The organism is Pseudactinotalea sp. HY158, from assembly GCF_009660225.1.
Taxonomy (GTDB): domain Bacteria; phylum Actinomycetota; class Actinomycetes; order Actinomycetales; family Beutenbergiaceae; genus HY158.
The window spans coordinates 1,028,600-1,040,592 of record NZ_CP045920.1 but is presented as its reverse complement, the minus strand read 5'-3'; the positions used below and the strand labels follow the sequence as shown (position 1 = coordinate 1,040,592).

The following is an 11,993-nucleotide window of genomic DNA, read 5'->3' as shown; positions in this document are numbered from 1 at the left end:
GGGGCGCGGCTCAGTCGCGGATCCAGGCGGTGCACTCCCCCGGCAGCGTGAGGGAACCCGTGCGCCGATCCACCGCACCGCTCGCGATGAGGACCTCGGCACCCGGAGACACATCGAGCCGCACGGGGCGATCCCCGAAATTCGTGACCACGTGCACGTCGCCGACCGCGAAAGCGAGCACATCGGGGCCGGGGGTGGCGCGCCAGCTGAGCTCCCGGCGCCCGAGGCCGAGGTCGCGGCGCAGCGCGAGCGCCGCGCGGTAGAACTCGAGCGTCGAATCCGCCCGCCCCTCCTGCCGGTCGACCGCGAGGTCGGCGTAGACCGCCGGCTGCGGCAGCCACCCGGTGACGTCGGCGCCGAAGCTGAACCCGGCGCCCGGCTCCCCGCCTGCCCACGTCATGGGAACCCGGCAGCCGTCCCGGCCGACCTCGGCGCCGTCGGTGCGCAGGAATGCCGGATCCGCCCGGAACTCATCACGCATCGTCGTGTGGTCGGGAAGGCCGAGCTCCTCCCCCTGATAGAGGTAGGCGGATCCGGGCAGGGCGAGCATCTGCAGGGTCGCCGCCTTCGCCCGGCGCAGACCGAGCGCGGCATCCGGTTGCGGGTCGCTCGCGCGCAGCCCGTTGGGTCCGCTCCCGCTCGCACCCAGGGCGAGCCGAGTGGCGTGGCGGATCACGTCGTGGTTCGAGAGCACCCAGGTCGGGCTCGCGCCGACCGCTCCGAGCACCTCGATCGACTCCTCGATCACGGAGCGCACGACACGTGCGTCCCAACCCGCCGTGAGGTAGGCGAAGTTGAACGCCTGCTGCATCTCGTCGGGTCGCACGTACAGGGCGAGCCGGCTCATCGGCTGCACCCAGGCCTCGGCGATGAGCGCGGCCTCGGGGTCGAGCTCGGCCAGGAGCGCATGCCATTCCCGGTAGATCTCGTGCACGCCGTCCTGGTCGAACATCGGCCCGGAGTCCGTGGCGGCCGCAGTGTCCGCAGGGTCCACTGGGTCATCCGTGTCCGCAGTGTCCGCAGTGTCCGCAGTGTCGACCGTGCCCTCGGCCATGACCACCGTGCCGGCCCAGTCGGGCAGGCCCTCGGCCTTGACGAGCCCGTGGGCGACGTCGATCCGGAACCCGTCGACGCCGCGTTCGTGCCAGAACCGCAGCACGTCGAGGAACTCGGCGTGCACCTGCGGATCGGTCCAGTCGAGGTCCGGCTGGCTCGAGTCGAACAGGTGGAGATACCACTGGTCGTCGTCGGCACCGGCGCGGATGTCGACGGGCAGGTCGCTCACCCGAGTCCAGGCGCGGCCGCCGAAGATGGACTCCCAGTTGTTCGGCGGCTCGTCCCCACCCGGCCCGCGGCCGTCGCGGAAGAGGTAGCGCGCCCGTTCGCGGCTGCCCGGACCGGCGGCGAGGGCCGCCCGGAACCAGGCGTGCGCGGAGGAGGTGTGGTTCGGCACGAGGTCGACGATGAGTCGCAGGCCCAGTTCGCGGGCCCGGGCAGCGAGCGCGTCGAAGTCCGCCAGGGTCCCGAACAGCGGGTCCACGTCCCGGTAGTCGGCGACGTCGTAGCCGCCGTCCGCCTGGGGTGACCGGTAGAACGGGGAGAGCCAGACCGCGTCGACGCCGAGGTCGCGCAGGTACTCGAGGCGGCGCGTGATCCCCGGCAGGTCGCCCATGCCGTCGCCGTCGGCATCGGCGAACGAGCGCGGATACACCTGGTAGACGACGGCGTCACGCCACCAGGGCGCGGTCGTGGATGCACTCATCTGTCGGATTCCTCCCGGAACGTCTCGTGGCGGTGACAGCGGGGCGCGCCGCGACCGGTGCCCCGCGGGGACACCGGTCGCGGCGGGCTCAGTCCGCGCGAGGCGCGCTCACCGCTGCTTCTTGGCCGCCTTCGCCGCGCGGCGGCGCTCCTCCCGGTTCCCACTCCCGGCCTGCGCGGGCGCTCCGGCGCCGACGCCCGCCTTCTCGCTGGGCTCCGCGGCCGCGGCGGGGCCGTCGAGGCTCGGGGCCGAGTAGTTGAGCTTCGCCGGGGCGTCCTCGACCTCGAGGCCGAGCGCGTCCCGAACCGGGGCGGTCTTCGCGCCCGCCCGCCGGCCGGAGTTCTTCTGGGCGGCCCGGTCCTTCGTCCGGCCCGCGGTGCTCGGGTCCTCGGCCCCCGCCGAGCCCTCGGTCTGCGCCGCGGCTGCGCCGCCGGTCACGGCGGCCGCCGGCTCGCCCGCCGCCGGCTCGCCCTCCGCCGGCGCGGCCTGCTCCTGCGGCTTGCGCACCTCGAGGTTGAACAGGAACCCGACCGACTCCTCCTTGATGGCCTCGGCCATCGCCTGGAAGAGCATGTGCCCCTCGTCGCGGTACTCCACGAGCGGATCGCGCTGGGCCATGGCCCGCAGCCCGATCCCCTCCTTGAGGTAGTCCATCTCGTACAGGTGCTCGCGCCACTTCCGGTCGAGCACCGAGAGCACGACGCGGCGCTCCAGCTGGCGCATGATGTCACCGCCGAGCTCGGCCTCGCGGGCCTCGTAGGCGACGTGGGCGTCGGCGGTCAGCTCGGTCGTGAGCTGCTCGGAGGTGACCCGGATCGCCGCCCCGGCGTCCTCGACCACCTCGTCGGCGGTGATCGAGACCGGGAAGATCTGTCGGATGTCGGTCCACAGCTGCCCCAGGTCCCACTCCTCCGGGCTCGAGCCGGCGGTGGCGGAGCCGACGACCCCCGCGATGACCTGGTCGATCCACTGCTTGACCAGCGGCTCGACGTCCATGCCCTCGAGGATGTCGCGGCGCTCGTGATAGACCCACTTGCGCTGCTCGGTGAGCACGTCGTCGTACTTGAGCACGTTCTTGCGGATCTCGACGTTGCGGCCCTCGATCTTGCGCTGGGAGCCCTCGATCGTGCGGGTCACGAGCTTCGATTCGAGCGGCAGGTCGTCCGGATACGCGGCGCCGATGAAGCGCTCGGCGAATCCGGTGGCGAAGAGGCGCATGAGCTCGTCCTCGAGCGAGAGGTAGAACCGGGACTCGCCCGGGTCTCCCTGACGGCCGGAGCGGCCCTGGAGCTGATTGTCGATCCGCCGCGACTCGTGTCGTTCGGTGCCCACGACGTACAGCCCACCGAGCTCGGCGACCTCGTCGTGCTCGGCCACGACGGAGGCCTTCGCGTCGGCGAGGGCCTCGTCCCAGGCGGCCTCGTACTCCTCCGGGGTCTCCACCGGGGAGAGGCCGCGGTCGGTCAGCTCCGCGATCGCGAGGTGCTCGGCGTTGCCGCCGAGCATGATGTCCGTCCCGCGACCGGCCATGTTGGTCGCGACGGTGACGGCGCCCTTGCGCCCGGCCATCGCGACGATCGAGGCCTCCCGCGCGTGCTGCTTGGCGTTGAGCACCTCGTGCGGGACGCCCTGCTTCTTGAGCAGGCCCGAGAGCAACTCGGACTTCTCGACGCTCGTGGTGCCGACGAGCACGGGCTGGCCCTTGGCGTGCCGGGCGACGATGTCCTCGACCACGGCGTTGAACTTCGCGGACTCGGAGCGGTAGACGAGGTCGGCCTGGTCGGAGCGCACAACCGGCTTGTTCGTCGGCACCGGCACGACCTCGACCTCGTAGGTGCTGTTGAACTCGGCCGCCTCGGTCTTGGCGGTCCCCGTCATCCCCGCGAGCTTGCTGTACAGCCGGAAGTAGTTCTGCAGGGTGATCGTGGCGAAGGTCTGGTTCTCCGCCTTGATCGCCACGCCCTCCTTCGCCTCGATCGCCTGGTGCATGCCCTCGTTGTAGCGACGTCCGGGCAGGATGCGCCCGGTGTGCTGGTCGACGATGAGCACCTCGCCCTTCATCACCACGTAGTCCTTGTCGCGGAAGAAGAGCTCCTTGGCCTTGATCGCGTTGTTGAGGAAGCCGACGAGCGGGGTGTTGAGCGACTCGTACAGGTTGTCGATGCCGAGGTAGTCCTCGACCTTCTCGATCCCCGGCTCGAGCACGCCGACGTTGCGCTTGGTCTCGTCCACCTCGTAGTCCGCGTCCCGCGTGAGCCGGCGCGCGACCCGCGCGAACTCCCCGTACCACTTGTTCACGTCCCCCGACGCGGGGCCGGAGATGATGAGCGGGGTGCGGGCCTCGTCGATGAGGATCGAATCCACCTCGTCGACGATCGCCATGTTGTGGCCGCGCTGGACGGTGTCGGCCAGGCTCAGCGCCATGTTGTCGCGCAGGTAGTCGAAGCCGTACTCGTTGTTCGTGCCGTAGGTGATGTCGGCGGCGTACTGCTCCCGGCGCACGGCCGGCTGCTGGCCCGAGAGGATCGTGCCCACGCTCAGGCCGAGGAAGCGGTGCACCCGGCCCATGAGCTCGGCCTGGTAGGTCACCAGGTAGTCGTTCACGGTGATGATGTGCACGCCCTTGCCGCCGAGCGCGTTGAGATAGGCGGGCATCGTGGCCACGAGGGTCTTGCCCTCACCGGTCTTCATCTCGGCGATCGCGCCCATGTGGAGGGCGGCGCCGCCGAGGACCTGCACGTCGTAGGGCCGCTGACCGATCGTGCGCACGGCGGCCTCCCGGACCGCGGCGAAGGCCTCGGGCAGGAGCGAGTCGAGCGAGGCGCTGCCGTCCGCGAGCCGCTCGCGGAACCGGTCGGTCTCCTCCCGCAGCTCGGCGTCCGAGAGCGCCTGCATGTCCTCCTCGAGGGTGTTGACATGGTTGACCAGGCCCTGGAGGCGCTTGAGGGTCTTGCCTTCACCCATACGGATGATGCGATCGAGGATCGACACGTGCGGGACTCCTAGTTAGTCAGATGGCTGCGACCGTGGGATCGCTCACCCCACCATCGTAAAGGAAGCCGCAAGAGGCCCGGTCCCCGCACGGACGAACTCCCTGCCGGCCCACCCCGGTTACGGGGCGGGCCGGCAGGGAGAGGGGGCGCCGACTCAGACGGTCGCCGGCTCCGGTGCCGTGACCTCGACGGCCAGGCGGATGACGCCGTAGGTCCAGCCGTGCCGGTGATAGACGACGCACGGCTGGTGGGTCTCGGCGTCGATGAACAGGTAGAACGGGTGGCCCACGTACTCCATCTCGGCGAGCGCCTGGTCGACGCTCATCGGGGTGGTCTCGTGCACCTTCTGGCGCACGAGCACCGGCGAATCGCCCAACTGGCTCTCGACGGCGATCCCCGGCTCGGTCGGCGCGACGAGTCCGTCGGGCTCGACCGGTTCGGGCTCGGGGGTCGGGAGCAGTTCGTTCGGTACGACGTGGTCCGGGAACTGCCCGCGGGTGTGGTGCGACTTCCGCCGATCACGAGCGCGGCGGAGCCGCTCGTACAGCTTGGCGGTGGCGAGGTCGAGCGCGGCGTAGCGATCCGTGGCACTCGCCTCGGCGCGCACGACCGGGCCCTTGGCCCGGACCGTGAGCTCGATGCGCTCGGAGCGCTCGACCAGCCGCGGGTTGCGCTCGTGGCTGACCTCGACGTCGACCCGCTGCGCGTAGGGGGAGTACTGGCCCACCTTGCCGAGCTTGTCCTCGACGTGGCGACGGAACCGATCTGCTACCTCGGTGTGGCGACCAACAACCACAATCTCCATGACGACCTCCATGCTTCTTCACACTGATTTGGGCCCGTTCCGGCCCGACAATTCGCCGCGTTCGATGCCGCGACGCCGCGCGCTCCACCACCTCCCGCCTGAGTGGACGACTGTCCTTGAACGCTATAAGAACGGCCGCGCCGATGCACTCGTTTCGCCCTGGGAGTTGCCTGGCAAAGGCCATGTCTCAGACCTCGAGACGACGCCGCGGGGCCGGCGTCGCGGCCAGCGTCACCGCGGCCAGGGCTGCTCCACCGAGCGCGGTCGCGGCCGCCGCGAGCGTCGCGCCCGTCGTGACGACGTCGTCGACCAGCACGTAGCCCGCCGCCGGTTCCGCGGTCGCGCCCCGGCGACGCCCGATGGCCCGTTCCCGCTCGTCCCGGCGCGCGGCCGCACCGAGGTGGTGGCTCCGGCCGCCGGTGCGGGCCAGGAGCACCGTCACCGGCACGTCCGTTCCGAGTTCGGCCGCGAGTCCCGCGGCGACGGCGCGCGCCCAGGGCTCGACCACCTCCCGGCCGCGCCAGCGCCGGCGCCACCCCGACGGCGCGGGCACGACCGCGAGCGGGCCCGGCGCGACCGGGACGGCGAGTGTCCGTCCGAGCCGGGTGCCGAGCCCGCGGCCGATCCGGGCCATCGGCTCGGCGAGATCCGGGCGGCTGCCGGACTTCCAGGACATGACGATCCGCCGGACCGGGCCGTGGTATCCGGCCGCGGACCAGGTGGGAAGTCCGAGCGTGGCCAGGTTCGCGGCATCGACGTCGGCCCGGAACCAGTGCCGGAACTCCCGCTCGCAGTCGCAGCAGAGCACGCGCCCGGGACGGCCACAGCCGGGGCACCAGTTCGGCAGCACGAGATCGCTCGCCGCCCGCGCGAGCAGGCGCACCGGGCGCGGGGCGATGACCATGGACCGAGCCTGCCCGCCCACCGCCCGCGGCGCATCGCGCCGGCCCCGGCCTGTGGACGGCCGGGCGGCCTGTGGACGCCGGGACGGGCGGGCGGGCGGGCGGGCAGGCCGGTCAGCCCGGCAGGGTCGGGTCGGTCAGGGTCAGGTCCTCCCCCACCTTGCGCCACCCGTTCCCGGAGCGGGCGTAGAGGTCGCCGTTCGCGGTGCCGAGCCACAGTTCGTGTTCGCCGCGCCCGGCGGCGATGGAGACCACGTCCGGCACCGAGGGCAGCGCGGCGGTGGGGCCCCCGATCGGCACGACGTGCACGGTCTGCGGGGAGTTGTTCGCGATGCCGAGCACGCCGAGTTCCTGCTCGTCGATCCACACGAGCGCCGTGGCGTCCGTGAGTGCCTGGCCCACCCGCTGGGCCCCGCCGAGGTCGAGTGCCGTGCCCTGCTCGTCGCGGACGATCGCGCCCACGAGCACCGCGACGTCGCCGTCCGCCTCGGTGATGACGGCGAGCCGTGCGCCGTCCCGGCTCACCCGCAGGGCCCGCAGGTGTCGGCCCGTGAGCGCCGGGGCCGCCACCTCGGTCTGCTCCCCGGTCACGGGGTCGGCCGTGAGCAGGCGGCCCTCGTTCTCCTGCGCCCCCGTCCACACGAGGCCGAACCGGTCGTAGCTGGGCGCCACGAGCGGGCCGGGCGCCTCGAGCAGGGTCCGGGACTCGGTCTCGGCGGTCGGCAGGGTCGCGAGGGTGTCGCCGCCGACGAGGCCGACGACGGGGCCGTCGCCGTAGGGCACCGCGAGCGCCCCATAGCGGCCCGCGGCGAGCGGAACCGAGTCCGGCAGCGGGCTCACCTCTCCCCCGGCGACGGTCGCGAGGGTCCCGTCCGAGATGCCGATGGGATTCACCCCGACCGCGGGGTCGAGGGTCGGGTTGATCGGGGTGACCCCCTCCTCGAGGTCGACCTGACCGGCCGTCGCGTGGACCCGGCGCACCTGCGGGAGCCGGGTGAGCGTCTGCTGCAGTTGCGCGAGGAGGATCTGCCGGTCCGGTCCGGCGGCGGCGAGCACCTCCTGGGACAGCCCGACCTCCGCCACGCCCTCGGTGATCGTCACCGGCTCGGCCCTCGTGCCGGAGGGGAAGGCGGTGATGACGCCGGGCGCGAGCCAGCCGACCGGTCCGCGCAGCAGGGCCTGCACCGCCGACGTCGCGGCGTTCCCCTGCGGGAACCAGCGGGTGTCCGGCACGAAGAAGCGCAGGTCGGGAGAGAGGAAGTAGAGGGGGACCTGGCGGTACTGCGAGCCGAAGTTCACCGCGGACATGATCACCCCGTCATCGAGCCCGGAGATCCGCCACTCGTCGCCGACTCGCGCGAGCGAGAACTCGATCGTCTTCTCGGCGCCCGGGGCCTCCTCGGTGTACACCCCCGTCTCGTCGACGTAGGCCGCGACCGTCAGCTCGACCGCGACGTGGCCGGGTTCGACCTCGTGCACGGACGGCGGGGTGGTGCCGGAGTAGATCGTCACGCCACCGCCGGGTCGCCACGTCGAGCGAGCGGCCTCCGTCAGATACTTCTGGGCCGTCTCGAACCGGTCGGCGACCCCCGCGGGGTTCGCGTCGAGGAAGCCCCGCACGATCTGCTCGGGGTCGTCGCCGGGGCGCGGGTCGGCGGCGAGGAAGACGATCGCGTCGGGCTCCACGGCGGAGTCCACCCCGGCATGGACGGGGCCGGAGGTGGGCAGGCCGACGCAGGAGCTCAGGGCGAGGGCACAGGCACCGATGAGGACCGCTGCGAGGGCGCGTGGGCCGGGGCGTCGCGTGGTCATTGCTCCTCCTGGTCGAGCTCGGGCACGGCCGCCGGTCCGCTCGGATCGGTGGCGGGCCGTTCGGTCTCGGCCGCGGTCCGGTCCGGGCGCAGCGGCAGCGGGGATTCGGAGGCGGGGTCGATCGTCATGCCCGCCCGCCGGGGCAGGGTGAGGCGGAAGCACGCGCCTTCCCCGGGGCTCCCCCACGCCTCCAGGGCGCCGCCGTGCAGCCGCACGTCCTCGAGCGCGATCGCCAGTCCCAGCCCGGTGCCGCCGAGGGTGCGCTGGCGGGCGGGATCGGCCCGCCAGAACCGGTCGAAGACGTGCTCGGCCTGGCGCGCGGTCATGCCGACGCCGTGGTCGCGCACGCTCACGGCCACGGCGCGGGGCCCGGCGCCGACGCGGATCTCGATCGGGTGCCCCTCCCCGTGCTCGATCGCGTTGACCACGAGGTTGCGGACCACCCGCTCGATCCGGCGCGAGTCGAGTTCGGCGGCGACCCCGACGGCCGGCAGGTCGACGTCGAGCCAGGAGCCCCGATCGGCCGCGATCGCCTCGGTCAGGCCCACGACCCGGTCGACGACGCCGCGCAGGTCCGACTGCTCCGCCTCGAGCTCGACGGCGCCGGCGTCGAATCGGGAGATCTCCAGCAGGTCGGCCAGGAGCGCCTCGAACCGGTCGAGCTGGGTCGCGAGCAGTTCGACGGAGCGGCGCTGCGCGGCGGGCAGCTGCTCGCGGCTCTCGTACAGCAGCTCCGAGGCCATCCGGATCGTCGTGAGCGGGGTGCGCAGCTCGTGGGACACGTCGGAGACGAACCGCTGCTGCATCCGGGAGAGCTCCGCGAGCCGTTCGATCTGGTCCTGGAGGTTCTGGGCCATGTCGTTGAAGGAGCGGGCGAGCAGGGCGAGCTCGTCGCGGCCGACGACCCGCATCCGCACGTCGAGGCCGCCGGCCGAGAGGGTCGCGGCCACCTTCGCGGCCTGCTGCACCGGGTCGAGCACCTGGCGGGTGATGTACCAGGTCATGAGGACGAGCATCGCCACGAGCGCGAGGCCGCCCACGGCCAGGGCCCGCTGGAGCAGCCACAGCGTGTCCTGCTCCGCGGCCAGGGAGTAGATGAAGTAGAGCTCGTGCTCGCCCGCCCCGGGGATGAGGACCCGGGAGCCGACCGCGATCCCCGGGGCGGTCACGCCGGCCTCGCCCGGGACCGGCATCGCGACCGACTGCCATTGCTGCCGGTCCTGCTCCCGCACCGCCTGGCTCAGCAGCGGGGTGATGAGTGCCCGCAGCCGCGGATCGGTCGCGAAGGGCAGGATCTCGATCGGACCGGTCGCATCCTGCGACCGCAGCAGCACGACACCGGCCGTGCCCACGGCGGTCTCCTGCAGCGAACGAACCGTGTCGTTGGCGAGCTGCTGCACGGCCTGCGTGCTGTTCGCGGTGGCGGAGTCGAAGCGGTCCTGGGCCGACTGGGTGCGGGAGGCCGCGTCGGCCAGGACCTGCTCGGCGCGGTCGTCGAAGATCCCGTCGCGTACCTGGGTCGACAGGAGCGTGCCGAGCAGCAGCAGCGATCCGATGCCGATGACGACGGTCGTCGAGACGACCCGCAGCCGCAGGCTGCGCCGCCAGGCGTAGCCCCACAGTCGGGCCCGCCTACGCAGGTACCGCCCCCGGGCCCGCACCCGGCGTCCGAACGCCACCTGGGCCGGCCTCATTCGCCGCCGGCGCCCGCCCGGTATCCGACACCGCGGACGGTCACGACGATCTCGGGGTTCTCGGGATCCCGCTCGACCTTGGCCCGCAGCCGCTGCACGTGCACGTTGACGAGCCGGGTGTCGGCCTGGTGCCGGTAGCCCCACACCTGCTCGAGGAGGACCTCGCGGGAGAACACCTGCCAGGGCTTGCGGGCGAGGGCGACGAGGAGGTCGAATTCCAGCGGCGTGAGCGAGATGACCTCGTTACCGCGGGTCACGCGGTGTCCGACGACGTCGATCGCCAGGTCGCCCACGGCGAGCTTCTCCACCTCGTCCTCGTCGTGGCGGCGCAGGCGGGCACGGACTCGGGCCACGAGCTCCCGGGGCTTGAAGGGCTTGGGGATGTAGTCGTCGGCCCCGGCCTCGAGCCCGACGACGACGTCGGCCGTGTCGCTCTTCGCGGTGAGCATGATGACCGGCACCCCGGACTCCGCCCGGATGCGCCGGCACACCTCGATGCCGTCGATGCCGGGCAGCATGAGGTCGAGCAGCACGAGATCGGGGCCGCTCGCGCGGAAGGCCTCCATCGCGGAGGTGCCGTCGGCGCTGAAGACCGCCTCGAACCCCTCGGATTCGAGCACGATACCGATCATCTCCGACAGGGCCGCATCATCGTCGACCACCAAGACTCGAGCACTCATGGCACCCATGGTCTCATCGTCGCTCCCCGTGCGCCGGGAGGGTGCCCGGGACACGCGGGCTCCCCGCCCCCGCGGGAGCGGGGACGGGGCGGATGCGGCGCTTCGAAAGGGCCGCGGAAGATGGCAGGATGAGTACGATTCGCGTCGAACCCCAGGGGAGTCATGTCCTACCCACCCACCGGCCCGCAGCAACCCGACCGGCCCGAGCCGGCCGGCGGCTGGGGCGTTCCCCCGGCGTCCGGCTACGGCTCCGGAGCGCCGGCCCCGCAGCAGCACGGCGACGGGAGCCAGCAGGGCCAATACGGTCAGCAGGGTCAGTACGGCCAATACGGTCAGCAGGGCGAGCACGACCAGTACGGCCAGCAGGGTCAGTACGGCCAGTACGGCCAGTACGGCGCCCCGTCCGGCCCCGAACCCGGCCTGCCGCAGGCACAGGTCGGCATCATCCCGCTGCGCCCGCTGCGCCTGGGCGACCTCTACGAGGGGGCGTTCAGGGCGATCCGGACGAACCCGGTGGTCATGTTCGTGCTCTCGGGAATCGTCGTGACCGTGCTCGCGGTTCTCACCTACCTCGTCAGCGCCGGCCCGCTCGCCGAGCTCGCGGCGTGGACGCCGAGCGACCCCGAGACCCTCACGCAGGAGGATCTCGATCAGATGACCTCGACCCTCGGGTCGCTCGCCGTGACCACCGGCATCACCTCGCTCCTCTCGCTCGTGGTGACGACGCTGCTCACCGGCCTGCTCATGCAGACCGTCAGCCAGGCGGTCCTCGGGCGCAAGCTCTCCCTCGGTGAGGCCTGGCGCGAGTCGGCCCCGTTGTTCGCCCGGCTGCTCGGTCTCACGCTGCTCGTCACCCTCCTGGTCGTCGCTCCGGTCGGGATCGCGGCGGTCCTCGCCGTCCTCACCTTCGCCGCGGTCGGGCTGACCGCGGGCGCGCTCGTGACGTTCCTGCTGGTCGTGGTGGCGCTCGCGGCGATGCTGTTCCTCGCGACCGTCACGTTGCTCGCCACCCCCGCGCTCATGCTCGAGCGGGCCGGCGTCGGCACCGCGCTGCGGCGCGGCTGGCGGCTCGGGATCCGCTCCTTCTGGCGGATCCTGGGCATCTACCTGCTCACCAGCGTGATCATCGGCGTCGTCTCCGGGATGATCTCCGGGCCGGGCTCGAGCCTGGCCTCGCTCGCCTCCCCCACCGTGGCGATGGTCGTCTCGGTCGCGCTCAGCGCGCTCGTGCAGGCCTTCACCACCCCGTTCCTCGCCTCGGTGGTCGCCCTGCTCTACATCGACCAGCGCATCCGCTACGAGGCCCTGGACGTCGAGCTCGCCGCGGCCGCCCGGCGCTGATCGA

Annotated in this window: 8 protein-coding genes; 1 reads left to right on the top strand and 7 read right to left on the bottom strand. The window is 72.4% G+C overall.

Going from position 1 to position 11,993, the window contains the following annotated elements; genetic code table 11:
* Positions 1 to 10: 10 nt before the first annotated feature.
* The 7 genes from GCE65_RS04610 to mtrA form a co-directional block, all read right to left on the bottom strand.
* A complete protein-coding gene (locus GCE65_RS04610) occupies positions 11 to 1,762 on the bottom strand; it encodes a glycoside hydrolase family 13 protein (protein ID WP_153877540.1) in 1,752 nt (583 codons plus the stop codon).
* Between the two features lie 108 nt (positions 1,763 to 1,870).
* Positions 1,871 to 4,726 carry a preprotein translocase subunit SecA gene (gene secA / locus GCE65_RS04605; RefSeq protein ID WP_153879164.1) on the bottom strand — a complete coding sequence of 952 codons (2,856 nt, stop codon included), beginning with the start codon at positions 4,724 to 4,726 and terminating at the stop codon, positions 1,871 to 1,873.
* A 183-nt stretch (positions 4,727 to 4,909) separates the two neighbouring features.
* Complete coding sequence (gene hpf / locus GCE65_RS04600) at positions 4,910 to 5,560, bottom strand: ribosome hibernation-promoting factor, HPF/YfiA family (RefSeq protein ID WP_152817628.1); 651 nt, start codon at positions 5,558 to 5,560, stop codon at positions 4,910 to 4,912.
* Positions 5,561 to 5,747: 187 nt separating this feature from the next.
* On the bottom strand, positions 5,748 to 6,464 hold the full coding sequence (locus GCE65_RS04595) for a ComF family protein (RefSeq protein WP_153877539.1): 717 nt from the start codon (positions 6,462 to 6,464) through the stop codon (positions 5,748 to 5,750).
* A gap of 112 nt (positions 6,465 to 6,576) precedes the next feature.
* Positions 6,577 to 8,274 carry an LpqB family beta-propeller domain-containing protein gene (locus GCE65_RS04590; RefSeq protein WP_153877538.1) on the bottom strand — a complete coding sequence of 566 codons (1,698 nt, stop codon included), beginning with the start codon at positions 8,272 to 8,274 and terminating at the stop codon, positions 6,577 to 6,579.
* On the bottom strand, positions 8,271 to 9,953 hold the full coding sequence (gene mtrB, locus GCE65_RS04585) for an MtrAB system histidine kinase MtrB (protein WP_228760116.1): 1,683 nt from the start codon (positions 9,951 to 9,953) through the stop codon (positions 8,271 to 8,273). Before mtrB ends, GCE65_RS04590 begins: the two co-directional genes overlap by 4 nt.
* An 11-nt stretch (positions 9,954 to 9,964) precedes the next feature.
* On the bottom strand, positions 9,965 to 10,648 hold the full coding sequence (gene mtrA / locus GCE65_RS04580; protein WP_152817624.1) for an MtrAB system response regulator MtrA: 684 nt from the start codon (positions 10,646 to 10,648) through the stop codon (positions 9,965 to 9,967).
* Between the two features lie 162 nt (positions 10,649 to 10,810).
* On the opposite strand from mtrA, the gene GCE65_RS04575 reads away from it, so the two are divergent.
* A complete protein-coding gene (locus tag GCE65_RS04575; protein WP_153877536.1) occupies positions 10,811 to 11,989 on the top strand; it encodes a hypothetical protein in 1,179 nt (392 codons plus the stop codon).
* The last annotated feature ends 4 nt before the right edge of the window (positions 11,990 to 11,993 follow it).